Below are 24,612 nucleotides of genomic sequence, written 5' to 3'. Positions count from 1 at the left end.
GGCGGGATCAGCGACAGCTGCCAGGGGTGTACCGGCAGGACGCGGTGCCCGCGCGGGGGCCGCGGCGGGTCGAGCGCGGCCACCAGCGGGTCGAACGGCCCGGCGTCGGCGATCAGGTCGTCCGGTACGGCCAGCCAGTGCAGCCGGAACGCGGTGCGCAGCTCGGGCGCGTACGCCCGCCAACTGTCCGGGTCACCGCTGCGCCACTTCGGGGTGGGGTGGTGCGGGTGGCCGAAGACCAACGACTGCTCGGAGTCGACGTACGCGTCGATGGCGGGCTCACCGGTGGGGGTCGGATCCTCGGCCGGTCGATCGGCCAGCAGCCGGGCCACTGTGTCCCGGCTGGCCCGGACCTGCTCGGCGAACTCGTCGTTGACCAGGCCGGTACGGGTGGTCAGTTCCGCCGCGACCAGGGCGGCCAGCCCGTCCGCGTCCAGGTCTTCCCACCGCCCGCCGCCGGTCCTGCGTTGGACCGGGCCGGTGTAGCGGTGCGCGCCGAGCGGCGAGGTGCGCGCGACCTCGCAGCGCACTGTGACGTCGAGGTGCCGCAGTCGCAGCCGTACGGCACCGTCGACAACGGTCGGGGTGCCGTCCGGCGGGGCCAGCTCGCGCAGCAGACAGCCGAAGACGGCGTGGGCGGCGGCCAGGTCGGCGCGCTGACCGGTGTCGCTGGCCGGCCGGGAGCGCAACTGGGCGCTCGTCATCGTGTCTCCCGGAGGTAGTTCGGGCCGGTACGCAGGTAGTACTTGTTGATGTCGGCGCAGCCGAGTCGCTGTTTGGGCAGCAGGGTGCCGGCGGTGACCATCGCCTTGATGGGCAGCTGGGTGGCGTTCAGGACCCGCTCGGTGAAGGTCCGCACCGCCGGTCCGTCGCCCCAGCGGTCGCGGGCGGCGGCGAGCCGGGGCGCCAGCGCCTCGGCGGGTGTCGGCACGGGCAGCCCTCGGGCGGCCAGGGCCACCAGGGGCGCGGCGGCGGCAAGGTGCAGGGTGATGGTGGTGAACACGTCGGCCAACTCGTGCGGGTCGCGCGCCCACATCCGGTCGTCGTGCAGGGCGAGCCCGTTCGTGCCGGCGTGTCGCCTGTCGAGCCGGGCGCCGTCGTTGTCCTTGTAGAGCAGGCCGACAGTGCCGTCCGGGTGCACCAGCAGGTGGATGTTCTGCGGGTGCGCCTCCAGTGCGATCCCGTGGCGTAGCCAGAGGAAGACGTGCCAGTCGAGCAGCAGGTCCAGGTAGGACTCCAGCAGCGCGACGGGCCGCTGCGGGTTGATCCGTTCGAGGACCGTGCCCGCCACCGGGTCGGCTGCGGCGAGGGCCGCGACCGGCACCACCTGGACGCCGGCCAGGTCGCGCGGAAATCGGCGCAGCAGGAAACCGCGGTGCTCGTCGGCGTCGACGTGCGCCCACGTGCTCTCGTCGGCGTGCCGGATCCGACCGACGAAGCTGGGTTCGGCTGTGGCGATCCGGTCGAGCAGTGCGGCGACGGCCGCGCCGTCGGCGAGCGAGCCCGGTTGCAGCGTGCGTCGGTTGCGCGCACCGAGACTCGCGGTCGGCAGCGGCAGTTTGAGATGCAGGTACGGGTCGTGGTCGAGCGCCACCGTCCGCATGGAGAGGGTGGGGCGCACCGGGGTCACCGGCAGGTCGACCACCGGGAGCGCGTCGCGGGCCACCGTGATCGGATGCGCTGGCAGCAGCAGTTGATCCGGTCGCGGTGCGCGCGGCCACCACGACGGCAGCTCGCCCGCGAGCCGGACGTCCTCGGCCGGGGCGGCGTACCAGCGCAGCGCGAACCGTGGGGCGTGCTCCGGGGCGTACCGGAGCAGTTCGTCGTCGCGAAGACCGTGCCGGCACCGGTCGGTGGGGTAGACGGGGTGGCCGTGGTGGGCGGCGAGCACGTCGTCCAGGACCGCCGCCGGCAGGCCGGTCGGGGTGAGCGCGCGTTCGGCGGCCACCTCGGTGAGCACCCGCGCCCGGTTGCGGGCGGCGAGCCGTCGGGCCCCCAGGTCGGCGCGGCACTCGACGCCGAAGTCCCGCCAGCCGGCCTCGGCCTCGGCGTTGTCGCGCGGGGCGAGCAGCGTCAACAGTCCGTCCAGCGTCTCCGTACGCCGCAAGTCGCCGGCGCGGGTCACCAGCAGCACCGTCGGCGCGGCACTGCGCAGGGCCTGCTGGAACCCGTCCGCCCGGACCGGAATGCGCAGCAGACCAGCGGGGTGTGGCACCTGCCACCAGTCGGGTCCGTCCGGTCGGCCGGCGCTGCGCAGCCCGAGGTGGTCCTCGCGCAGCAGGGCGTCGAGCACCCGGGCGAAGACCTCCCGCTCACAGTCGTCGCTCACTCGACGATGGTCCACTGGAGGTCGTTGCGGAGGGCGGCCAGCGACTGCCGGACGGTGCCCTCGTCGGGGCCGATTCCGTGCAACACGGCGAGGTAGTCGCGGTTCGTGCCGGTGCGCTCGGCGGTGCGGCCCACCTCGCGCAGCGGACGGCAGCCCAGCCGGACCTCGCCGTGGACGGTGTCGAGGGGGCCCGGTGCGGCGACGAGTCGGCCGGACCGGGCCGCGCAGACGTACTCCACCTGGGCGTAGCGGTCGACGGTGTCGGGCAGGCCGAGGGCGGCCAGCGGCTCGCCGAGGTGCAGCCGGATGACGTACTCGAACAACGGCACACCGAGCAGTTCGGCGAGGATCAGGTCCATCCGGTCGCCGATGAGGCGGTAGTTCACCTCGATCAGCCGGACCCGGCCGTCGGAGACGACGTACTCGGTGTGACAGGCGCCGAAGCCGACCCCGAGCGCGTCGAGCCGCGCCCGCAGCTGGGTGCGCGCCTGCTCCGCCGGGGGCGACCAGGCGAGGCTCTCCTCGGTGAAGGTCGGCGGCGGGCCGAGACCGGTGCGCCATCCGCCGAGGGAGGCCAGCTCGGTGCCGTCGCCGAGGGTCTCGAAGGTTCGCAGCTCGCCGGCGAGGTACTCCTCGACCACCAGTGCCACGTCCGGCCGCCGGCCACGGATCTCGGCGACCCGGGCGACCAGCTCGGCGTGGTCGGCCACCAGGTACGCGTCCTCACTGGCCACCCCCTCGCGGGGTTTGAGCACCGCCGGGAACATGCCGGTCGGCACCTCCGGCGTGGCGCCGGGGTCGACGGTGACGGCGCGTACCAGATCGAGGCCCGCAGCGGCGATCGCCCGGCGGGCCGCGGCCTTGTCCTTGCAGAGACGGGCGGCGTCCGGGTCCTTGCCGGGCAGGCCGAGCTTTCGGGCGGCGATCGCGGTGGCCTCCTGGAGATGGTCGCTGTTGGACAGTAGCGCCACCGGTCGGGTGGGTGCCGCCGCCGCGACCACAGCGGCCGGGTCGCGGACCGCGCAGCGCGCCACCGGCACGGCGGCCGGCCATTCGGCGGGCCGGTCGGTCAGCACTGTGGCCGGCAGCCCGAGCGACGCCGCCGCCGGGAGGAACCCGTCCAGGACGGCGTCGGTGGGGTTGAGCGCGGTCAGGTAGAGCCGCATACCGCCTCCGTCGACTACCACGATGTGACTATTAGGGTAGCCTACCCTTATTAGGAGGTTTTGGTGCGATCTGCCCGGTGTAGCAACCCGGCGGCGACCAGGCCACCGATCAACACCGCAGCCGCGCCCACCAACTGCCCCGTCTCCAGCGCCGAGGCGAAGGCGACAGTCACGACCTCCCGCTCGGTTCCTTCACCGGCGGCGGCGAGAGCCGCGGGAAACGACCCGGCGCCGGCCAGGGCCGCCGGCAGCAGCGCCGCGAACCGGGCGTTCAGCACGGCACCCAGCACCGCGATGCCGAGGCTGCTGCCGACCTCGGTCATGGTGCCGTCGACACCCGCGCCCGCGCCGGCCTTCGCCGCCGGGATCGCGCTCATCACCGCCTCGACGATGGCCGGATTGGCAAGCGCGCAACCGACACCCATGACGAGCAGCCCGACCAGCAGCACCCCGTACCCGTCGGACGGGAAGAGGGTGACCAGCGCGAGACCGGCCGCGAGCAGCGTCATGCCAACGGCGATGGCGACCGCCAGGCCGAGCCGGCGGATCACACTCGCGACGACGCCACTGACGTTGAGCAGCACGATGGACAGCGCGAAGGGCGCCATCCGCAGACCGGCCTCCCAGGCGGGATAACCCCTGACGAACTGGAGGTGCTGGGTGAGCAGGAACAGCGCGCCGGTCGCGCCGAACGTGATCAGCACGACGCCGGAGATCGCACCGACGAAGCGCCGGTCCCGGAAGAAGCGCATGTCCAGCATCGGGTGCGCGATCCGTCGCTCCCACCGCACGAAGATCCCGAGCAGGAGTACGCCGACAACCGCCGCGCCGATCACCTCCGTCGACGCCCACCCGCGCTCCGGCCCGGAGATGATCGCCCAGACGACAGCGGTCAGGCCGGCGGTGGAGAGCAGCGCGCCGAGCACGTCGAGTCGACCGCCGGCCGGCCCGCGGGACTCGGGGACCAGCGCACGACCGACGAACAGGCAGACCAGCACGATCGGCACGTTCATCAGGAAGATCGCGCCCCACGGCAGATGCGCGAGGATCGTGCCGCCGATCGGTGGCCCGATGGCGAAGCCCAACGCGCTGGTGGCGGCCCAGATGCCGATCGCCCGGGATCGCTCGGCGGCGTCGAAGACCTGCATCGCCACCGCGAGCGTCGCGGTGACCAGCAGCGCCCCACCGACGCCCATCCCGGCCCGCGCGGCGATCAACTGTCCGCTGGTGCTGGCCAGACCGGCGGCCAGCGAGCCGACCCCGAACAGGACCAGCCCGGCGAGCAGCATCCGACGACGGCCGTACCGGTCGGCGGCGCTACCTGCGGTGAGCAGCAACCCGGACAGCACCAACGCGTACGCGTTGAGCATCCACTGCACCTCGGCGGTGCTGGCACCCAACTCGGTGGTGAGCACCGGCACCGCCACTGTCAGCACCGTGTTGTCCAACACCACCACCAGTTGCGCGACGCACAGCACGGCCAGGATGAGCCATCGCTGTGGCAGTCGTGCCGGTGTCGCGGTGTCGGTGGCCGGCTGGACGGTGGTCACGCCACCGCCTTGACGCCGTCCACTGCGGGCTGCTCGGTGGGCGGCTCGGCGGTCGGGCCGACGGCGGGGCCGGGCCGGTGCGGGAATCGCCGCTGGTGGGAGAGGCCGAGGGCGACCCCGGCGGCCACCAGCACGATGGCCGCGACAGCTACCGCCGGATAGCCGACCCGCTCGGCCGCCGCGAGACCGATGGACGCGGCCACGAACGAGCAGACCAGGCCGAACGACGACAGCACCGTGAAGTCGGTGCCGCCGGTGTCGGGCCGGGAGTAGTCCATGTTGACCGTGTAGAGCACGACGTTGGCGATGGTGTAGGCCACCATGAAGCAGCAGAGCGCGGCGACCGTTCCGCCCAGCGGAGCCCTGCCGTTCATCAGCGGCAGCAGCAACAACGTCGACACCGTGAGCGCCACGCCGCCGACCACCAGCACGCCACCGCGCCCGAACCGCCCGATCCCGAGACCCGCGACCAGGCCCGCCACGATGGCCGGGGCGCTGATCACCACGCCGGTGACGACGCCGATCCGACCCAACGACCACCCGGCGTCGACCAGCGCCGGGGTGACCAGGGCGTACGCCATGCCCGCACCGACGTACACCAGCGGCACCACACCGAAGGTCCACCACCGGCAGCCCGGCTGGCCGAACACCGACAGCAACGCCCGGTAGGCAGCGCCGATTCGTTCCACCCGATCGGTACGGGGAGGCTCCCGGAACCGCCACACCACCAGCAGACCGACCGCTGTCATCGCGGCCAGCAGGCCGATCGCCGGCACCCAGCCGAACTGGTCGTAGACCAGGACGCAGGCTCCACCACCGAGCAGGTTGCCGAGGTAGCTCGCGGCGACCTGGATGCCGTTGCCGGTGCCCCGGGCCGAGTCGGCCAGCATCCGGACCGCGACGGCGTCCACGGCGATGTCCTGGGTGGCCGAGAAGAACACGTACGCGGCGCAGATCGCGATGATCGGGCCGAGTGCGTCGGCCGGGCTGGCGAACGGCAGCAGCGCCAGCAGGGCGAGCACCAGGGCGGTCTGGAGCACGAGCAGCCAGGACCGGTAGTGGCCGCGGTGCCGTGAGCCGTACCGGTCGAGGATCGGCGCCCAGAGGAACTTGATGGGCCAGATCAGGCCGACGATCTGCAACAGCGCCAGCGTGTCCAGCGAGGTACCACCGTCGCGCAGGATGGCGGTGAGCCCGACGGTGATGAAGCCGACGCCGAGGTACTGGGTGACGTACAGCGCGGTCAGGGTGCCGAGCCGGCCCTTCATGCCGCTTTCCAGTAGCCGAGGGAGGTCAGCCGGTCCTTGTCGACGCCCAGCGTCTTGCGCAGGTGTCGGGTGATGCCCCGGGTGGTGGCCGCCTCGCAGGCCACCCAGTAGTGGCCAGCGCCGCTGGTCGGCACTGCCGCGCAGACCGTGTCCACGAGATGCTGACCCGCGTCGCGCCTTGGCACCCAGGTGACGTCGTGGTGCGCCCGGGCCCGCAGCGCGAGTGCCTTCTCGCCCTCGTGGGCGTACTCCAGCCACACCGTCGCCGGAATGTCGGCACCGGCGTCGAGCAGACTGTTCACCGCAGGCAGCGAGGCCGCGTCGCCGACCAGGTAGAGGTGCTCGGGCGCGGGGTCGGGCAGCTCGAAGGCGCTGCCCTGCATTGTCGCGCTGATGGTGTCGCCGACCTTGGCCGTGGTGGCCCAGCGGGCCGCACAGCCGTCGTGGATGGCGAATTCGAGTGTGAATCGGCCGGTGGCCGGATCGGGGTCCACCAGCGTGTACGCGCGCTGGTGGGCCCTGCCGTCGTTGTCGAACCACAGCCGGATCCACATCGTGGGGTGCACCCCGCACGTCTCCAGCAGGCCGCCCCCGTCCAGGAGGAGCCGCTGGTAGTGCCCGTCGATCGACTCGGTGCTCAGGACGGTCAACTGAAAGTCCCGCCCTCCCATGGCCTTGAGGACCAGGGCCTCCCAGTTCCGTTTCACGCACCCCTCCAGGTAAGGTCATCCTTGGTTAGGGGAGGTTAACCTAAGTTGCGCCCCGGATGGAACAGAGGACAGCGCCCGATGACGTACCAGGAGAAGATCGCCGGTCTCGGCGAGCTGTCGTTGGTGACCGTGGACCCGGACCGGGACGCCGCCCTTCTGCACGGTTGGGTGACCCTGCCCCGCAACTCCTTCTGGGGCATGGGTTCGCACACCCTCGAAGAGGTCCGCGAGATCTACGCCTTTGTGGACAGTCTGCCCACGCACCACGCGTACCTGATCACTGTCGACGGGGAGCCGGTCGGCCTCTTCCAGAGCTATCAGCCCGAGGCGGACCCGGTCGGCGAGCGCTACCCCGTCCAGCCCGGCGACGTGGGGATGCACCTGCTGCTCAGCCCCGACCGACGCCTCGCCCGCAGCCTCACCAACGCGGCCGGCCCGGCCGTCGCCCGCTTCCTGTTCCGCGATCCGGCCGCGCAGCGGATCGTCGTGGAGCCGGACGTCCGCAACCACCTCGCCCTACGCCGACTGGAGATCGAGGGCTTCACCTTCGACTCCGAGATCGACATGCCGGACAAGCGGGCCCAACTCGCGTTCCTGACCCGCGCCCGGTTCGCGGAGAGGCACCCGACGCCGGCCTGACCAGCGACGCAGCCGGCGACTGTCAGCCGTTGGCGTTCCAGAAGCCGACGAGGGTCGCGGTCCACCAGGCGAGCTGCGAGATCGTGGCGGCGGCGACGCCGGGCAGCAGGGCGGACCAGGGTGGGCGGCCCTGCACGGCCACGAGTCGATCCCGGACCCGGCCGAGGAACAGCCCGTTGACGCCGACCACGAGCACCGCCAGCAACTTGACCCAGACCAGCCCGGACGACGTGTCCGGTCCGAGGGCGGCCCCACTGGCGAGCAGACCCACCAGACCCAGCCAGATGAGCAGGTGCGCTCCGCGGGCGGCGGTCAGCACGGTGCCGAGCGGTTCCTGGCGCAGCAGCCAGCGGAGGCTGAACCAGTCCACCGTCAGCACCGCGCCGAAGCCCACCACGAGGCAGGTCAGGTGGCAGAAGAGGGCGACCATCCGCGCACCCGGAGAGAGGGTCACGTGCGGTGCGACGAGGATCGCGACCAGCCATCCGAGACTGACCGTCAGAACCGAGGCGACGATGGTGGCCCGGCCGGCGGCGCGACGGTGGCCGCCGCGCCAACCGGCCGCCGGCATCGGCATGACCGCGTCGGCCGGTGCCGCGCTGCGGGTCCGGTGCGTCGCGCGCCGCAAGGGGCGGACGGCGTCCGACGTGACGGCACGGTGGGCGGGACGGGACGCCCGGGACGGGGGGTGGACGTCGGTGTGCAGGTCAGACGTCCGCATCGGCCGGTCCTCTGGGCCGCATGTTCAGCCGCCCGGAGCGGCGGTGGGCGCGCCGGGCCGGTTGTCCAGCGTGTTCAGCTCGGCGGCCCGCGCCTGCTGGATCCGGCCGGCGAGCGCCTTCAGCTCCGGGCTTCCCCCGGCGGCCTGCTCGCCCCGGCACAGCACCACTGTCTGCGCGAGGTGCGCCCGGATCAGACCAGCCGCCCGGGACGACACCTCCGCGTCGGACGCGGCTCGTAGCTCGGCGAGGCTGGCCTCGGTGACCATGCCGGGCATCTGATGCCCCTCGTGGATGTTCAGCTCCGGCACGTTGCCCGCTGCCAACAGCCCACGCAGGTCCCGCAACTCCGCCTGATGGGCCTTCCGGACCTCGCCGAGGAGGGCCCGCAGCCACGGATCCGCCGGGCGGTTGTCGAGCTGGTCGATCAGCGCGAGCGCGCCCTCGTTCATCGGAATCAGCAGTTGGATGAAGGCGTCGTCGGTGCCGTTGAGCACCACCTGCGCGGTCGGCACCGCAGCGGTCGGCGACGCTGCTACCGACGACGCTGCTGGTGCCTGGTCGGTGCGGCCCCAGCCCTGACTGAGCCCGACGGCCAATGCTGTGGCGACCAGGGTCGCGACGACGCCGACCAGCCGCCCGGCCCGTACGCGACGCCCTCGGCGCACCACCATGATCTGCTCGTCCATCCGTTCGCCGGTGCTCAACGGGCGGCTTGGAACGCGCGGCCGACCACTGTCGCCTCGGTCCCGTCGCTGAACAACCCGGACCGGTCCTTGTCCGTGGCGGGTAGCCCGAACCAGGCGTAGCGCTGGAGGTAGGGGAGTTGGCCGAGCATGGCGGTGGCCGCCGTGAGGAAGGCCGCCTGCTGCTGCTGAGTGGGAAACTGCGAACCGCCCCCGGCGAAGCGGATCAGCGCGAACTCGGTCAGCCAGATCGGCTTCCGGTAGCGCTGGTAGACGGCCTGGAGGTACTGCCGGAGTTGGGCCACCGCAGTGGCGGTCGTGAAGTCGGCGCCGAACCAGTGCAGCGTGATGAAGTCCACCCGGTGGCCCCGGGCCTGCGCGCCGGTCATGAACCTGTCCAGCCAACCCTGCGGGTCCGGCCCGCCCCAGGCGACCGCCGGGCTGCCCAGTTTGCTGCCCGTCGCCATCAGCTGCGGCCACAGGTCCAACGCCTGCTCGACTGTCATGTTCGCCTGCTCGGGCATGTCCGGCTCGTTGAAGGTGAGCAGGTACGGCCCGGCGGCCTTGGCCCGTGCCAGCTCCGCGGCGGTGACGTTCTCCGCGCTGCGGATCATCGGCACGAACGTCGCACCGCGCGGCGTGCTGATCCCCGGGTGCTGGGTGCCCCAGGTGTAGTACCAGCCGGCCTTGGAGTTCGCCAACGCCTGACTCGCCCCGGCGAAGTTCCACACCCCGACGCCCTTGCGGGCGGAGCTGACCGCCGGCGCGACCGCAGCCTTCGACGAGGGCCGTGCGCTCGGCGAGGGCGCGACGCTCGGGGCGGCGACGGCGGTGGGCGCGGCAGACGGCGGCGCCGCCCACGAGGGTGCGGACGGCTCGTCCGGCAGGATCACCACCGCCATGGTGATGGCCAGGACGGCGGCGGCCACACCGGCGGCGAGGGACGGTACGAGGCCACGGGGCCGGTTCACCGCGAGGTCGACGACGCTCGGGCCGCCGCCCGCATCGGTGGGCACCGCGCCCGGTGGGGTCGACCCGGCGGCGGGTCCGGCCGTCGGGCCAGGCGGCGCGACGGCCTGCGCGGCGGCTGCCGGGGTGGCCGCGCTCGGCAGGTGGGCGCCGAGACCCGCCGGCAGCGGCAGCAACGGCATACCGGCGAGCAGCCGATCGATCGGCAGCAGGGTGGTGCCCAGCCGTCCGCAGAACGCGCAGTCGCGGACGTGTCGAGCCAGTCGCTTGCGCCACAGCGAGCTGGGCGTGCCGTCCCACTCGGCGGTCACGGCTCCCAGGTCCGGGCAGCCGGGGCGGGCGCGGAGCGCGCGTACGACGCCGCGGGCGCTCTGGATCTGCTCCTTCATCCGGTGGATCCGCACCGCGACGTGCCCGGGTGACAGCCCGAGCGCGTCGGCGACCTCGTTCCGGGTGATCTCGCCGGTCTCCTCCAGCCACCACAGCGAGAGCAGTTCCTGGTCGTCCGGGTCGAGCCAGCGGGTCGCCTCGGCGACCTCGCGTCGTTGGTCGGTGAGGCCGAGCCGGAGGATGGTCATCCCCGCGAAGTCGGAGGCGGGGTCGGGCACGTTGTGGATCGCGTCGAGACCGGCATCGCGGTTGAGCGCGACACGCCGGCGCGTCTCCCAGTCACGCACCTGGCGGATGGTGATCGCCACCAGCCAGGACCGGTATGCCGCCGGGTCGTTGAGCGCGGGCAGGTACCGGATCACCCGTACCAACGTCTCCTGGACCACGTCGTCGACGTCGGCGTGCCCGCGCAGCGCACGCCCGACGATGTTGTAGACCAGCGGGAGCGAGGCCGCGACGACGTCGTCGAGAGCGCGCTGGTCGCCCTGCCGGGCCGCGACGACCAACCCGACATCGGGCAGTGCTCGACCGGCTGACGACATGGGTCTCACTCCTTGGATGCTGATCCGCGCGGCGCCCACGCTGGGTGTGCTGACCGCCCTCAAGATCGGAGACTCGCGGCAGCGGGTGGGATTACAGAATTCCCGGGCCGCCGGCTCGCCACAAGCGAGACGGGTCCGTCGCCGGCGCATATGTGGTGGCGGTGGCGGGTATGGTGCGGGGTGTCGGTGTCGCCGGGCGCTCGCCCGTGCACAGGACACCAGCATTCGGGCGCCAGCGTGTGCGCCGAAGCGTCACCAGGTCGCACGGCCGACGTTGCCGAGGCCCCAGACGCACCCCTTTCGTAGAGACAGGATCCCTGCATGACATCGAACGACAACGGTCGACCCGCCCTGTTCCTCGCCACGTCCCACGGTGACGTGCTGGACGGACCGGCGGTGACCTTCGACAGCAGCGAGGAGGCCATGCGGCGACTGCGCCACCCGTTCGCGGTGAAGCCGGCCCAGCCGGCCACGACCGCTGTCGACGCCTTGGATCAGCGCGGCTGATCCCCGCCAGCTCCCTCCCCAAACGCCTAGCCTCATACTTTCGGCTAGAAAATAATCGGTCTTTCGGGTAGTGTCCGGGTCATCAAGTGAACGACATGACGCGGTGGCGAGGCCCGTGCTCGTGGCCTTGCGACAGCGCACCTTCGCCCGTACGTGCGCCCCGGCGGCAGCCGGTTCGGAGACTCTTCCGGTCGACTCGATCGACGGGCCTGCGGGAAGGACCACCCACATGGCCACCATCGTCGACAACGCCAGCAGCGCCGATCAGCGGAGCAGCGAGCAGAGCCCGGATGACCTCCTCGCCGCCTTGGCGGCGACCCCGGCGGACGATCCCCGCCGCCCGGCAGTGCGGGACCGCGCCATCGAGGCGTGGCTGCCGCTCGCCCGGCACCTGGCGCGCCGCTACGGCGGGCGCGGCGCACCCGACGACGACCTGGCCCAGACCGCCTTCGTCGGGCTCATCAAGGCCGTGGACAACTTCGACCACGACCGAGGTGTCGACTTCAGCGGGTACGCCATTCCCACAATCATCGGCGAGATCAAGCGGTACTTCCGGGACCGCACCTGGGCGGTGCGGGTGCCCCGCCGCCTCCAGGAGCTGCGCCTGTCGATCAGCGCGGCGAACAGCGCCCTTACCCAGACCCTCGGCCGCTCGCCGACCGTCGCCGACATCGCGTCCCACCTCGACGTGACCGAGGAGACCGTGCTGGAAGGGCTGGAGGGCGCGCGCGCCTACCGGGCCACGTCTCTGTCCACCCCGACCGGGGCTGACGGCAGCCGGGAGCTCGGGGACACCCTCGGCGACGACGACCGCGCTTTCGACCTCGTCGAGATCCGCGTTGCCCTCGGCCCGGCCCTCGCCACGCTGCCGGCACGCGAGCGCCAGATCCTGAGCCTGCGCTTCCACGGCAACCTGACCCAGGCCCAGATCGCCGAGCGGATCGGCGTCTCACAGATGCACGTGTCCCGGCTGATCACCCGCTCGCTGGCCGCGCTGCGCCTACAGCTCAACCCGGACATCGCTGCCTGAGCCCGATCAGAGCTGGATGACGTGGCCCACCCGTGGCGGCGTACGACCGGCGAGAACCTCGAGCCACGCGTGTCGCAGCGCCTCCGGCCCGGCACCCACCCGAACGTCCAGCCACCCGCTCACCACCGCGGCGAAGCGTTGCCACGCCTCGGTGAACCGCTGGTCGAGGACGTCGCGGCCCCAGTCGTGGCTGCGCTTGCGCATCTGCACCGGCGCGAAGAACACCTCCTCGGCGGCGGCGGCGTTCGGCGTCTGGTTGGTGAGCCCGACCGCGATGTCCCGGACGAGCCGATCGCCGAGGCGTCGACGCACTGCGGCACGGGTCGAGGGCGCCCCGGACAGGTCGAGATAGACCGTCGGGACCACGTCGAGGGCGTCGATGTCGTCGTACGACACGACCTCGTCGTAGCAGCCGAGCGACCGGGTGAACGCCAGGTTGCCCGGCGAGGTGAGACCGACCAGGCGCGGCCCACGCCCGTGCAGCTCGAACGCTGCGGCGTACGCGGTCTTGCTCGACGCCGACGACACCAGCAGCGCCCCGGCACCGTAGAAGTCGTTGTCGACGACCTGGTCGGCCAGCATGAACGAGGTGAAGAACAGCGGACGGAAAAGGATCAGCAGATCTTCCTGGTCGCGCTGGTACGCCGGGTCGCCGGTGGTCGACCGGTACGCGTTGTACGGCGACGGCAGTTCGGCCCGGTGCGGGCTCGCCTCGCGGAACCCGGACGCGTCCACCCGGTCCGGCCGCACCACGAGGTGACCGGCGGGCGGCAGGTAGCCGTAGATCCGTTGCCCCACCTCGACACCGGCCACCGCCGAGGCGACCACCTCGGCGAAGCCCCAGAGCGGCGGCAGGCCCCACTGCGGCCCGAGGCCCTGGGCGGCCGGCGGAAAGAACTGCCAGTACCGCATCGAGTCGCCGAGCACCGCGTAGGTCACGTTGTTGGCGGTGAGGCCGACGCGGTCCACGCGCAGCAGCGCCTCACCGTCGGCCAGGGCGGGGGTGGAGCCATCGACGAGCGTAGTCTGCCCGAGGTCGTCACGCGCCACGGCGAAGGTCCATGAGTCAGCCATGAGGTGACGCTAGACAGCCTCGCAATCGGAGACAAGTGCACTGGGAGTGCAAAATCCCACTGCGCCCGGTCAGTGTCGGAGCGCGGCGAGGTCGCGGAGGTGCGCGAGCGGCAGGTGCGGTGGCCGCCACTCCACGAACAGGGCAGTGGCGTCGTCATCGAGTTGGTCGTCCTGGTAGCCGACGACCGCGCGGACCAGGCGACGCATCGTCTCCGGGCTGGGCAACCCGTCGTTCAGGGCGCGGTTGACGAAGTCGACGAGCCGGTCCAACCCGAACTGCTCCCCCTCCGCGCTACGGGCGTCGGTGATGCCGTCGGTGTAGGCGAGAATGCGGTCGCCCGGGTGCAAATTCTCCACGTGCACCCGCGGTCGGCGAGGGGACAGGTGACCCAGGCCCAGCGGCAACACGGTCGGCCCGGGTAGCTCCCGAACTGCCTTGCCGTCACGCAGCAACATCGCACCGGGATGCCCAGCGTTGATCATGCTGAGCTGGCCGGTCTGGCGGTCCAACTCGATGAGCAACCCGGTCGCGAAGAAGTTCGGGTGCTCGGAGCGCACCCACCGGTCGATGCTGATCGCCGTGTCGACCAGGTCGAGGCCACACCGACGGGCATTGCGGTACGCGCTGACCACCAGCGAGGCCAGGGTGCTCGCCTTGATGCCGTGCCCGCAGGTGTCGAAGAGCCCGACGCTGAGCACGTCGTCGTTCAACGCGTAGTCGAAGATGTCGCCGCCGACGTCGTAGCACGGTTCGAGGATGGCGGTGACCACCAGGTCGTCGGTGGCGAAGGTCAGCGGCGGGAGCAGGCCCCACACGATCTCGGCCGCGACCTGCATCGGCATCCGCCGCCGCATCCGCTCGACCACGTCACCGTAGAGCCGGCGGTTGACCAGGATCTGGGCGACGTTGACCGCCACCTCCCAGGCCGGAGCGTCCATCGTCTCGTCGGCGGCGGCCGGGGAGACGATCTCCAGTACGCCCATCCGCTCACACCCGAGCAGCAGTGGCACCCAGACCCGGTCCGGGTTGTCGGGCGCGCGCTGGATGGCGAGGGTGGTGAAGGCCCGACCGGCGAGCGTCGTCTCGATCGGCAACTGATCCCGGTCGAGTCCCGCGCCGAGCAGCGGCACGAGGAGGGTCTGCGTGTAGTCGGCCAGATAGATCACGATCTCGCTGGCATCGAGAGCGGGCGCCGCACGGGCGACCAGTTGCGACACCTCGTCCGGGCCACCCCGGGGCGCGTTGAGCTGCAACCAACGCACCACCTCGCCGATGTCGGCCATGCTTCACCTCCCCCTGTCCAGCGGTGAGGCTACCCCGCCCCAGCGCATTCTCCGCCCGCCTCGACCATCGCGCTGAGGAGCGCGGACAGCGGCACGGTGGCGAATCCCACTCGCGCGTCACTCGCCCCGTACGGCACCCACAACTCACCGTCGTGCACGAGCGCGCCGCAGGAGTACACGACGTTCGGCACGTACCCGTCCCGGTCGTCCTCGTCGGGTGCGAGAAGCGCACCAGGCAGGTGAGCGACGACCCGCTCGGGTGTGTGCAGGTCGAGCAGGAGCGCACCGATCGCGTACCGACGCATCGGCCCGACGCCGTGGGTGAGCACGAGCCAGCCGACGTCGGTCTCGATCGGTGATCCGCAGTTGCCGACCTGGATCAATTCCCAGCTCTCGCCCGGTGCGTGCAACGGGGTCGGGGCCTGCCAGCGGCTCTCGCCGTCCAGGGCGGTCAGGCCGATGGTCTCGCCGTCGGCGCGGCACAGTGCCAGGTGCCGGCCGCCGACGGTACGCGGGAACAGCGCGAGCCCCTTGTTGCGGGCACCCGGTCCGCGCATCGGGGTCATCTCGAACCGGCGCAGGTCGTCGCTGGCCAGCGCCCGGGTGGCGATGTTCCGGCCGTCGTAGGCGGTGTAGGTGGCCCGATACACCGGCCCGGATTCATCGACGAAGCGGACGAACCGGGCGTCCTCCATGCCGTTGCTCTCCGCCGGGGTCGCCGGCCACAGCACCCGTTGGTGCAGGACCGTGTCCGCGGGGAAGGCCGTGGCGTAGCTACCGGCGTTGGTGCGACGAAGTTGTTCGACGGTCCCCAACCCGGTGCTGCGGGAGAGCAGATCGGGTGGCAGGGTGCCGAGCACCCGCTCGAAGGCGGCCTCGTCGTACCACTCGGGCAACGCGTCCAGCACCGTGGCCGCGACCTCGTTGTCGCACTCCTCCTCGGCCAGGCCGGCAACGAGCAGGTCCCGGCGGTGCCGTACGCCCATCCGCTGCCCGACGACCAACGGCCCGGCCCGGTCGGCGATCGTGAGCTGTTCCCCTGGTCCGACGATCGCGGTGGCGAAACCGATCGAGGACACGTGGCCCTCCCCTACCTGGCGCAGGCTGATGGCGACGCGCAGCTGCCCCGGGCCGAGACCGCTCTGGTCCGGGTGGACCACCATCGACGGGTTGCACAGGGCGGCGGCCTCGACTGCGTACTCGTGGCTGAAGTAGGCGCCGACCAGCAGCCGGCTGTTCGGTGAGAGGTCCCGGGCCCGCGCGGCGCGGTGCCGGACCAGCTCGTAGTGGTGGTGGAAGGTGCCAGCCAGGTCGCGGTGCCGGGCGCCGAACCGGTCGAACGTGTCCCGCAACAGCCGGCCGGTCTCCTCGTCGTCGAGGTGCGCGACCCGGTCGATGAGCGCCCGCGCGCGGTTACGTACCACCGCGGCGTCCTCACCCGGTACGAAGAGCTTGACGATGACACGGCGTGGGTCCGGGGTGAGAGTGACGTCCTGCCGGACGGCCAGACTCCCTGTCACGACCACCGCCGGGCGTGTTGCAGCGTGGAGATGAGCGCGAGGGTGGACTCGGCGCCCTGGTTGAGGTTGGGCCCGTGCGCGGTCAGCCCGTCGTAGCCACCGCCGGTCGCCGGATCCCACATCGGCGTGCCGAGGTCGTTGTCGCCGAGGAACCATCCGACCGCCTGCCGCACCCCGTTGTCCCACTCCGGGTCACCGGTGACAGTGGCCGCCGTGGCACAGGCATCGGCGAGGGCGGCGACCTCGATCGGCTGCTGGTCGTGGTGCAGCCGTACGGCGCCGCGCCGCCAACCCCCGGCGGGTACGACCGACAGCCGTCCGTCGCGGAGCTGGACATCGCGCAGCCAGGTCAACATGCGCAGGCCATCGTCGAGAGGTGGGCCACCCTCGCGAAGCTGACTCGCGGCGATGACCACTTCGGCGAGGGCGGCACTCGCGTACGTCAGCTCCTGCCGTGGCCACGGCCACCCCCGATCGGAGGCCGGCGGGCCGATCGTGCTGGCCGCGTCCGCCAGCAGGGACGCGGCGGCGACGTGGCCCGGATGACGGCGAAGCACCTCGGCCGCGCCCAGACCGGCGAAGGCCATCGTGTGCGGGGCCTTGGCTCGGCGGGTGGCGCCCCGGCTGAAGGCGACCAGCGCCTCCTCGCGTACCCATGGGGCGGGGCTGCGGGCGACGGCAGTGCCCAGGCCCCACAGAGCTCGACCCCACCAGTCGCCGAGCCCTGGTTCGTCGACCCAACGCCGGTCGTACCCGAGCCGGTTGCGGAACGCTCCGCCGGCGTCCTGTGCGTGGGTCAGGAACGCCAGGTATCCCTCCGCCAGCCGGAGCAGTTCCTCGCTCGGCTCCGGCTCGCGGCTGACGACCAGCAGGCCGCGGGCCACGTCGTCGGTGCAGTAACCATGCTCACGCCGGACGATGGCGTGCCGTGCGTGCTCGAACAGACCGGTGTCATCGCTGAGCCGAGCCAGGTGCGCGAAGCTCGGCGCGGGTGCCGTCACCCAGCGCCCACGCGTCGACGTCCGGGGGCGTCCGGTGGTCGCCGTCACGCCGGCACGGCGCTGACGGCGGGTGAGCGGGCGTCGACGAGCTCTTCGGCGAGGGCGCCGTAGCGGGCCGCCACCGCAGGCCAACGCAGGTGCGCGGCCAGCGGGCGAACCCGTCCGGCCAACCGGGCGGTCAGGCCCGGTTCGGTCAGGACCCGCCGGATCGCCTTGGCCAGTGCCGTCGGGTTCTGGTGGGGTACGACCAGACCGGGCCCACCGGTCAGCAGCTCGACGGCGTTCCCGCACGCCGTCGCCACGACGGGCACTCCGGCGGCCACCGCTTCGATGAGCACCCCGGAGGTGACCTGTTCGCGGGAGTCGTAGGGCAGGACGACCACGTCGGCGGAGCGGATCAACCGGCCCAGCGCCTCCTGGTCGTGGTAGACGTCCTGGTAGTCGACGGCGTGCGCGACGCCCAGCTGGGCACCGAGCTGGTGCAGCCCCGCCCGGTACACCTCACCGTGGTGCTCGATCACCTTCGGGTGGGTCCGCCCCGCCACCGTGTAGGTCGGAGTCGGTTCCAGATCCTGCAACCGCGCGAGGGCCCGCAACGACCACTCGATGCCCTTGCCCGGCCCGAGCAGCCCCCAGGTCAGCAGGTGCGGGCGGGTACGCCGGTCGACGGGTACGCCGGCAAGCTCGGCCGCGCCGTGCGGGATAACCGTCACCTTGCCCGCTGGCACGGCGTATCCGACGAGCAGCCGGTCGCGGGCCGTGTCGGTCATCGTGACGACCGCCCCGGCGGTCGCCACGATCTGCTCCAACAGGGATTTCTGCCGGGCCGAGGGCTGGCTGAGCACTGTGTGCAGAACCACGATGCTCGGCACGCTGAGCCGCCGCAGCAACGGCAGGACCTCCTCGCCGTCGGTGCCGGGGTAGATGCCGTACTCGTGCTGGACGATCGCCACGTCGTACGCGTTCAGAGCGGCCGCCGCCTCCCGCCAGCCGGCCGGGTTACGCGCCGACCAGGTGTGCACGACCCCGGGTACGGGTCGCTGGTCGTCGCCCTGATCGGTGACCCGGACGATGCCGCTGCGGGTGCCGTCGGCGGTCAACTGGGCGGCGAGGGCCGCGTTGAAGGTGGCCAGTCCGCACCGGGTCGGTGGGTGGGTGCTGAGGAATCCGTAGCTGAGCATGAACATCGGGCCTTCCGGTTGTCGGCCACCGCAGGAGTACGAGTGAGCCTCACGCGGGGACGGCGCACGCCGGTCAGCGTGTGTGACCGGCGGAACGGAGAGCGGTGCAGTTCAGTCAGTTGCGGACGAGATTGTCGTAGACGGCGAGATAGTCGGTGACCATCCGGTCCGCGCTGAAGCGCTTCAGAGCCCGCGCCCGACACTGCACCCGATCGAGGCCGGCGACCCGGGTGATCGCTTCGACGGCCTGGTCGACGGTGGAGACGAGGAGACCTGTCACCCCTTCGTCGACGACCTCGGGCATGGAGCCTCGCTTGTAGGCGACGACCGGGGTGCCACAGACCATCGATTCCACCACCGACAGCCCGAACGGCTCGTCGAAGGCGATCGGGTGCAGCAGTGCGGTGCTGTCACCCAGTACCTCGGCACGCCGTCGCGGACCCACCGACCCGAGGAAGGCGACCTGGTCGCCGTCGATGTGCGGGGCCACCTGTTCGGCGAAGTACCGCTCGTCCTGGACGATCCCGCAGATGGTGAGGGGCCGGCCGGCGCGGCGGGCGATCTCGATCGCGGTGTGGGTGCCCTTGTCCGGGTGGATCCGGCCGAAGGCCGCCAGCCCAGGACCGGCCTTGTTGGTGAACGGCAGTCCGGCGACATCGACGCCGTGGTAGACCGTGGCCACGTAGTCCAGCTCCGGCGCCCGGTCGGCGTCGGAGATCGACACGTACGACGAGCGGGCTCGGCCATAGGCGGGCAGGATCCCCGCGCCGGAGAAACCGTGCACTGTGGTCAGCAGCGGCGCGCGGCAGTGTTCCGCGAACGCCAGCGGCAGCCAGTCCAGGTGACTGTGCACGAGGTCGAACTGCGCCGAGCGGGCCATCGCGTGGGAGACGTGCATCGCCTCCCACACCCGACCGTCCAGGTCCGGGTCGTCCGCGTACCCCCGTGGGCAGACTCCGTCGAGCTGGGCGGACGTGACGGAGTCCAGTGTCGCGAAGAGCGTCACGTCGATCCCGCGGCTGACCAGCCCTTCGGCGAGCAAGCCGGTCACCTGCTCCCACGGGCCGTAGTGATGTGGGGGCGTACGCCAGGCGACCGGTCCGAGCAGCGCAACCCTCAAGGGGAAGACGACGCGTCGACGAGGTCAGCTGGGTTGAGGTTCAGGGTGGCGAGCAGCCCTGAGTGCTTGGCCGGGTCCACCTGCTCGGGCAGTTCGCGCTCGACCCAGGCGGCCCGGGCCACCTGACCCCGGTCGCGAAGTGCGGCGACGATCCGATCCCTGGCGATCCTCATCTGGTACTCCCTAGTTAAGGCGTTCGGAACAATTCGCACGGAGGGTGTACCCAGGTGCGCGCGTCGGGCAACCGACCGCCGGACACCGACGACGCGGCGCCGGTCGGTCGGGACGCGGTCTGCGATCAGCCGACACGACCGGTACGTCGCGGCGATGGAGAAGATGAGCGGTAACGCCCCTGGCGGGCTGGTGGCGACGGCGTCTGGCGGCCACCGGGGTCCCGGGCGACATGTTCACCGTACGCCCTCGCGGCGGTCCGCCGCACCAGCCCTGGACGGGCCGGAGGTCAGGGCTCCAGCACCACCTTGCCGGCCCGGGTGCGGTTCTCGGCGAACACCAGTGCCGCGGAGACCTCGCTGAGCGGATAGCGGGCGGCGATCTGCGGCACGATCACTCCCTGCCGCAGCAGGTCGAACACGATGCCGAGATCGGTGCGCAGGCGACGGCGGAACGCGGCGCGCCGGGTGAGCTGGCCGGCCCAGAAGTTGTAGAAGCCGGCCCGGTGGCCGTTGGGCAGCGCGTTCCAGGTGTAGAGGCGGGTCAGCAGCTTCACGAAGACCCACACGACCGACTGCCCGGTGCCGACGGCGGCGGCATTGCCGTAGACGACCAGCTTGCCGCCGGGGGCGAGCAGGGCGTACGAGGTGCGTACGCCCGGGCCGGCCACCGGGTCGAAGACGGCGTCGACGCCACCCGGCGACAGCTCGCGGACCCGCGCGGCCATGTCCGGGTCGCGGTAGTCGAGCGGTTCGACGCCGAGTGCGCGCAGCCCGGCGTGGTGCCGCTCGGCGGCGGTGCCGATGACTCGCAGGCCGAGGTGTCGGCCGAGTTGGACGAGCACGCTCCCGACGCCGCCGTTCGCGCCGTGCACGAGGATGGTCTGTCCGGCCGTCAGGTCGGCGTCCCGCAGCATCTGCCAGGCGGTCACCCCGTTGACGACGACGGTCTCGGCCGCGGCAGGGTCCAGACCCACGGGCACCGGGGCCAGGGCATCGATGTCGACAAGCGCGTGCGTGGCCCAGGCACCGGTCTTGGTGACCGCCGCCACCCTGGTGCCGACCAGTGCGTCGTCGCCGCCGGGACCGACCTCCCGGACGGTGCCGACGAGGTCGTAGCCGGGCACGAACGGGAACTTCGGCTGGCCGGGGTAGAGGGCGAGGCGCATCTGCTGCTCGGCGAACGAGATGCCGGTGGCCTCGACCTCGACGAGCGCCTGCCCCCGGGCGGGCACGGGCATCGCGCGCCGGTGCAGCAGGAGGCCGTCGGGCTCGACCACGCCGGGCAGTACCACTTCGGTGATCGTCGTTTCGGTGGTCATCGAGGTTCTCCCTTGTTTGTAAGTGTGCACTCACACACTTGTTGGACCAAAAGATTGGGCCGCCGTAGCGGCCCAACGTCGGGGTCGGTCAGGGGTGGCGAATGCCGGCGGTCAGGGCTCGGGCCCAGGGCTCAGGGACCTGCTCCAGGCCGGCGGTCACGATCAGGTGGCACAACTGGCCGTACGCGAAGAACTGCTGCACCTGCGCGTCGCTGGCCCGGGCCCGACTCTGCACGAAGGTCGCGACCCGCCGGTAGCCGGCCCGCACCGCCTCGGCGACCTCCGGGATGTCCGTGACGGCCTGCGCCTGCACCTGGAAGAGCAGCAGGTCGCGATCGGCGATCAACTCCGCGTAGGCACCGCCCATGGCGTCGAGGACCTCCTCCGGGCTGTCACCCCGGGCGCGCTCCGCACCCGCCTCGATCGCGTCGGCGATCCGGTCGAAACACGCCCCGGCCGCCGCCACGAACAAGCCGAGCTTCCCGGAGAAGAGCCGGAAGACGTACGCCTCGGAGATGCCGGCGGCGGCGGCCACGGCGGTGACCGGGGTGGCGTGGAAGCCGGCGCGCGCGAACACCGACACGGCGGTGTTCAGGACGGTGACCCGGCGGGCCTCGGCAGTGGATCGCATGTTTGTAAGTGTGCACTCACAAACAAGGGTCGTCAAGTCGCTCGGTTTGTCAGGGTGCGATGCGCAGCAGCCGGATCGCATTGTCGTCGTAGTCACCGAAGCGGTACCGGAGACCGGCGAACGGGCTGCCGGGGAAGTCGCCGGTGATCGTCGTGGTCACGACGGTGCCGGTGGCAGCGACCTCGACGTCGGTGATCTCGTACGACACCAGCGGCACGGCACGACGCCACGCACGGATGGCCTGGACGCCCCGGTGCTCGGTCGACTCGTCCTCGACCACGGCGTCCTCGGCGAAGAGGGCGAAGTAGTCCTCGGAGTCGGGCTGGCCGGCGAGCTCGAAGTAGCGGCGAATGATGGCCGGTGCGGCCTGGGTGGCGGTCATGGTTGGCGTTCTCCCTGGACGTTGTGAAGATCAGGTCAGACCGTCGGGATGGTGCCGCCGTCGATGACGTGTTCGGCGCCGACGATCGCCGAGGCACGCTCGGAGACCAGGAAGGCCACCAGGTCGGCGACCTCCTCCGGCCGCGCCGGGCGGCCGAGCGGGATCCCACCCAGCGAGTCCATCAACTGCCCCAGGGCGGTGTCGCGGTCGACACCACTCCCCACGGCGAGGCGGTCGACGAGCGCGTCGGCGGCGGTGGTCTGGATGAAGCCGGGTGCCACGCTGTTCACCCGGATGCCGTACGGAGCGAGTTCGTTGGCCAAACCCTTGCTGTACGCGGTCAGCGCCGCCTTGGCCGCCGCGTACCCCAGGGTGGCCTGGTACATCGGCTTGCGCCGCTGAATCGAGGTGAGATGCACGATCGCGCCGGCGCGCTTTTCGATCATTGACGGAACGAGGCGCCGGTCCAGGCGTACCGCGCCGAGGAGATTGAGGTTCAGCTCGTCCATCCAGGCCTGCTCGGTGAGCGCGGCGAAACCACCGGACGGAGCGTGCGACCCACCGACGACGTGCACGACGATGTCCGCGCCCCCCTCGGCGAGCAGGCGTTCGGCCACCGTCCCCGCGCCGTCGACGCTCGACGTGTCGGCGGCGATGAACCGATCGGCGAACTCGTACCCCGCCGGCTCACTGCGGGCGCTGACCCACACGTCCGCCCCGACCTCGCGCAGCCGGGCGGCGATCGCCGCGCCGGCCCCCTTCGTACCTCCGGTCACCAGCGCGCGGCGACCGTGCAGTGAGTCCCGCTGGGACATCTGTTACTCCTGTCTGGGCAGCATGAAGCGGCAGTCGTATAGTTACTGCTGAAACAGCAGCTACTAACTTCGACACTAGCACCTACTCGGGAGAGGGCACAGTTGTGGCCGGGAAGATCCGCTTGGAGGACCGCGAATGCCCGCTGTCGAGCGCGCTCGGCCACGTGGGCGAGTGGTGGACGCTGTTGATCCTGCACGACGCCTTCGACGGCTACACCCGGTTCGACCAGTTCCAGGCCAACCTGGGCGTCTCGTCCAGCATCCTGACCAGCCGGCTGAAGACCCTCACCGGTCAGGGGTTGCTCGAACGTCGCCGTTACCAGACCAGGCCCGACCGTTACGAGTACGTCCTCACCGACCTCGGCCGCAGCCTGCGGCCCGTCGTCGTCGCCCTCGCCGCCTGGGGTAACTCACGCCTCGAGCCGAGCGAGCGCAGCATGATCCTCGTCGACCGGACCACAGGGGTGGAGGCCGACCCGGTGATCGTGGACCGCCGCACCGGTCGCCCGCTCGACGACGCCGACTTCGTGTTCGCCGCCGGCCCGGCCGCCAGCGAGACCATGCGCAAACGCTACGAGCACATCCCCACCCGGGTTACCCCGCAGCGGCCCTGACCGGCTCACTCCAGCGGATGGAGGCGGGCCGGGTCGCCGGGGCGGAGGCTGTCCGGCACGTCGTCGGCGCTGCTGGCGGCGATCGAGCCGAGCAGCGCCAACGAGCGGGCGGACTCCGTACCGGGCTCGGCGTGGTAGATCACCAGCAGCTGCCCGTCGGCGCCCGCCACCGCGAGCTTGTCGCAGTACAGGTCGAGATCGCCCACCTCGGGGTGGTGCAGCCGGCTGACGATGCCCTCCCGCCGACGCACCTCGTGGCGCGCCCACAGTTGCCGAAAGCAGTCGCTCTTGAGTGACAACTCGCCCACCAGCGCCGTCAACCGTGGGTCGTCGGTGGCCCCGCCCGAGTCGGCACGCATCTGCCCCACGACGCTCTGCATCGCCTGCCGCCAGTCGCGGAACAGCTCCCGCTCGGCCTCGTCCAGGAACACCGCCAGGAGTCGGTTGGCGCCCGGGGCGAGATTCGGCGACAACGCCCTCGCCATCGGGTTCGACGCCAGGATGTCGAGGTAGCGATTCTGCACGAAGGCCGGCATGGAGAGCTGCCGCAGCAGGTGCAGGATGCTGGCCGGCACCCGCTCGGCGGCCGGTCGGGCCGCCCGGCGCGACCGCGCACGGCTCAACCCGATCATGTACGCGGTCGCCTCCGGATCCAGCCGCAGCACCCCGGCGAGGGCATCGAGGACCTGCACCGAAGGGTGCCGCTCGCGACCCTGCTCCAATCGGAGGTAGTAGTCGGCGCTGATGCCGGCCAGCATCGCCACCTCCTCACGCCGCAGGCCCGGCACCCGGCGCAGGCCCACGCCCGGGCCGAGCCCGACGTCCTCGGGCCGGGTCTGCTCCCGGCGGGCGCGCAGGAAGTCGCCGAGCGGGTTCGTTGCGTCCATGCCACCGACGGTAGATCGCCGGGCGGCCCGGTGACTGGCTGTGTCACTACCAGGAACAGCTCGCCCTGCCGCCTGGGCGGCTGCCGGCGGACAGTCGTCGAAGGGC

25 protein-coding genes are annotated in these 24,612 nt (G+C 71.7%); 4 read left to right on the top strand and 21 right to left on the bottom strand.

What is annotated here, in order from left to right:
* The 6 genes from KBX08_RS24325 to KBX08_RS24300 form a co-directional block, all read right to left on the bottom strand.
* Positions 1-704, bottom strand: a 704-nt coding sequence (locus KBX08_RS24325) for an IucA/IucC family protein (protein WP_282102887.1), incomplete at its 3' end; no start/stop codon positions are given.
* Entirely contained in the window at positions 701-2,329 is a 1,629-nt protein-coding gene (locus KBX08_RS24320) for an IucA/IucC family protein (RefSeq protein ID WP_210785705.1), read from the bottom strand. The genes KBX08_RS24320 and KBX08_RS24325, both read right to left, overlap by 4 nt.
* The gene (locus KBX08_RS24315; RefSeq protein WP_210785709.1) at positions 2,326-3,495 is read right to left on the bottom strand and encodes an acetyl-CoA carboxylase biotin carboxylase subunit family protein; all 1,170 of its coding nucleotides are present in this window, start codon (positions 3,493-3,495) and stop codon (positions 2,326-2,328) included. Before KBX08_RS24315 ends, KBX08_RS24320 begins: the two co-directional genes overlap by 4 nt.
* Before the next feature lie 50 nt (positions 3,496-3,545).
* A complete protein-coding gene (locus tag KBX08_RS24310) occupies positions 3,546-5,045 on the bottom strand; it encodes an MFS transporter (RefSeq protein WP_210785704.1) in 1,500 nt (499 codons plus the stop codon).
* Positions 5,042-6,313, bottom strand: coding sequence for an MFS transporter (locus tag KBX08_RS24305; RefSeq protein WP_210785703.1), 1,272 nt, complete (start codon positions 6,311-6,313; stop codon positions 5,042-5,044). The genes KBX08_RS24310 and KBX08_RS24305 overlap by 4 nt, the downstream gene beginning before the upstream one ends.
* A complete protein-coding gene (locus KBX08_RS24300; RefSeq protein WP_210785702.1) occupies positions 6,310-7,020 on the bottom strand; it encodes a siderophore-interacting protein in 711 nt (236 codons plus the stop codon). The genes KBX08_RS24305 and KBX08_RS24300 overlap by 4 nt, the downstream gene beginning before the upstream one ends.
* Before the next feature lie 81 nt (positions 7,021-7,101).
* Here KBX08_RS24300 and KBX08_RS24295 point away from each other — a divergent pair, with 81 nt between their 5' ends.
* Positions 7,102-7,662, top strand: a complete 561-nt coding sequence (locus tag KBX08_RS24295; RefSeq protein WP_210785701.1) for a GNAT family N-acetyltransferase — start codon at positions 7,102-7,104, stop codon at positions 7,660-7,662.
* A 22-nt stretch (positions 7,663-7,684) separates the two neighbouring features.
* Here the strand turns inward: KBX08_RS24295 and KBX08_RS24290 are convergent, their stop codons facing one another.
* From KBX08_RS24290 to KBX08_RS24280, 3 genes are read right to left on the bottom strand one after another with little or no spacing between them, the layout of a single operon-like run.
* A complete protein-coding gene (locus KBX08_RS24290) occupies positions 7,685-8,383 on the bottom strand; it encodes a hypothetical protein (protein WP_210785700.1) in 699 nt (232 codons plus the stop codon).
* 24 nt (positions 8,384-8,407) lie between these two features.
* Complete coding sequence (locus KBX08_RS24285; protein WP_238690761.1) at positions 8,408-9,070, bottom strand: DUF305 domain-containing protein; 663 nt, start codon at positions 9,068-9,070, stop codon at positions 8,408-8,410.
* Positions 9,071-9,084: 14 nt separating this feature from the next.
* On the bottom strand, positions 9,085-10,968 hold the full coding sequence (locus tag KBX08_RS24280) for a sigma-70 family RNA polymerase sigma factor (protein WP_210785699.1): 1,884 nt from the start codon (positions 10,966-10,968) through the stop codon (positions 9,085-9,087).
* A gap of 321 nt (positions 10,969-11,289) precedes the next feature.
* Here KBX08_RS24280 and KBX08_RS24275 point away from each other — a divergent pair, with 321 nt between their 5' ends.
* Positions 11,290-11,475 carry a hypothetical protein gene (locus KBX08_RS24275; RefSeq protein WP_210785698.1) on the top strand — a complete coding sequence of 62 codons (186 nt, stop codon included), beginning with the start codon at positions 11,290-11,292 and terminating at the stop codon, positions 11,473-11,475.
* 229 nt (positions 11,476-11,704) lie between these two features.
* A complete protein-coding gene (locus tag KBX08_RS24270; RefSeq protein ID WP_210785697.1) occupies positions 11,705-12,505 on the top strand; it encodes a SigB/SigF/SigG family RNA polymerase sigma factor in 801 nt (266 codons plus the stop codon).
* 6 nt (positions 12,506-12,511) lie between these two features.
* On the opposite strand, the gene KBX08_RS24265 is transcribed toward KBX08_RS24270, so the two are convergent.
* The 11 genes from KBX08_RS24265 to KBX08_RS24215 form a co-directional block, all read right to left on the bottom strand.
* Entirely contained in the window at positions 12,512-13,579 is a 1,068-nt protein-coding gene (locus tag KBX08_RS24265) for a DUF2855 family protein (protein ID WP_210785696.1), read from the bottom strand.
* 69 nt (positions 13,580-13,648) lie between these two features.
* Positions 13,649-14,863, bottom strand: coding sequence for a PP2C family protein-serine/threonine phosphatase (locus tag KBX08_RS24260; RefSeq protein WP_210785695.1), 1,215 nt, complete (start codon positions 14,861-14,863; stop codon positions 13,649-13,651).
* Positions 14,864-14,892: 29 nt separating this feature from the next.
* Positions 14,893-16,383, bottom strand: a complete 1,491-nt coding sequence (locus KBX08_RS24255; protein ID WP_210785694.1) for a glycoside hydrolase family 130 protein — start codon at positions 16,381-16,383, stop codon at positions 14,893-14,895.
* Positions 16,380-17,432, bottom strand: coding sequence for a glycosyltransferase (locus tag KBX08_RS24250; RefSeq protein WP_210785693.1), 1,053 nt, complete (start codon positions 17,430-17,432; stop codon positions 16,380-16,382). The genes KBX08_RS24255 and KBX08_RS24250 overlap by 4 nt, the downstream gene beginning before the upstream one ends.
* Positions 17,429-18,565 carry a glycosyltransferase gene (locus tag KBX08_RS24245; protein ID WP_210785707.1) on the bottom strand — a complete coding sequence of 379 codons (1,137 nt, stop codon included), beginning with the start codon at positions 18,563-18,565 and terminating at the stop codon, positions 17,429-17,431. Before KBX08_RS24245 ends, KBX08_RS24250 begins: the two co-directional genes overlap by 4 nt.
* 115 nt (positions 18,566-18,680) lie before the next feature.
* Positions 18,681-19,685, bottom strand: a complete 1,005-nt coding sequence (locus KBX08_RS24240; RefSeq protein WP_210785692.1) for a glycosyltransferase family 4 protein — start codon at positions 19,683-19,685, stop codon at positions 18,681-18,683.
* On the bottom strand, positions 19,682-19,858 hold the full coding sequence (locus tag KBX08_RS24235) for a hypothetical protein (protein WP_210785691.1): 177 nt from the start codon (positions 19,856-19,858) through the stop codon (positions 19,682-19,684). The genes KBX08_RS24240 and KBX08_RS24235 overlap by 4 nt, the downstream gene beginning before the upstream one ends.
* 287 nt (positions 19,859-20,145) lie before the next feature.
* Entirely contained in the window at positions 20,146-21,177 is a 1,032-nt protein-coding gene (locus tag KBX08_RS24230) for a medium chain dehydrogenase/reductase family protein (RefSeq protein ID WP_210785690.1), read from the bottom strand.
* Positions 21,178-21,265: 88 nt separating this feature from the next.
* The gene (locus KBX08_RS24225) at positions 21,266-21,808 is read right to left on the bottom strand and encodes a TetR/AcrR family transcriptional regulator (RefSeq protein WP_210785689.1); all 543 of its coding nucleotides are present in this window, start codon (positions 21,806-21,808) and stop codon (positions 21,266-21,268) included.
* 49 nt (positions 21,809-21,857) lie between these two features.
* Positions 21,858-22,190: a nuclear transport factor 2 family protein gene (locus KBX08_RS24220; protein WP_210785688.1), complete on the bottom strand. Its 333-nt coding sequence runs from the start codon at positions 22,188-22,190 to the stop codon at positions 21,858-21,860.
* A gap of 35 nt (positions 22,191-22,225) precedes the next feature.
* A complete protein-coding gene (locus KBX08_RS24215; protein WP_210785687.1) occupies positions 22,226-23,005 on the bottom strand; it encodes an SDR family oxidoreductase in 780 nt (259 codons plus the stop codon).
* Between the two features lie 122 nt (positions 23,006-23,127).
* Here KBX08_RS24215 and KBX08_RS24210 point away from each other — a divergent pair, with 122 nt between their 5' ends.
* On the top strand, positions 23,128-23,619 hold the full coding sequence (locus tag KBX08_RS24210) for a helix-turn-helix domain-containing protein (protein ID WP_210785686.1): 492 nt from the start codon (positions 23,128-23,130) through the stop codon (positions 23,617-23,619).
* A 5-nt stretch (positions 23,620-23,624) separates the two neighbouring features.
* Here the strand turns inward: KBX08_RS24210 and KBX08_RS24205 are convergent, their stop codons facing one another.
* Positions 23,625-24,506 carry a helix-turn-helix domain-containing protein gene (locus tag KBX08_RS24205; RefSeq protein ID WP_210785685.1) on the bottom strand — a complete coding sequence of 294 codons (882 nt, stop codon included), beginning with the start codon at positions 24,504-24,506 and terminating at the stop codon, positions 23,625-23,627.
* Positions 24,507-24,612 lie beyond the last annotated feature (106 nt).

The sequence above is a fragment of the Micromonospora sp. H61 genome, from assembly GCF_018070325.1.
Taxonomy (GTDB): domain Bacteria; phylum Actinomycetota; class Actinomycetes; order Mycobacteriales; family Micromonosporaceae; genus Micromonospora; species Micromonospora salmantinae.
Note: the sequence above shows the minus strand (reverse complement) of the source record. Positions and strands in the feature narration are given on the sequence as shown.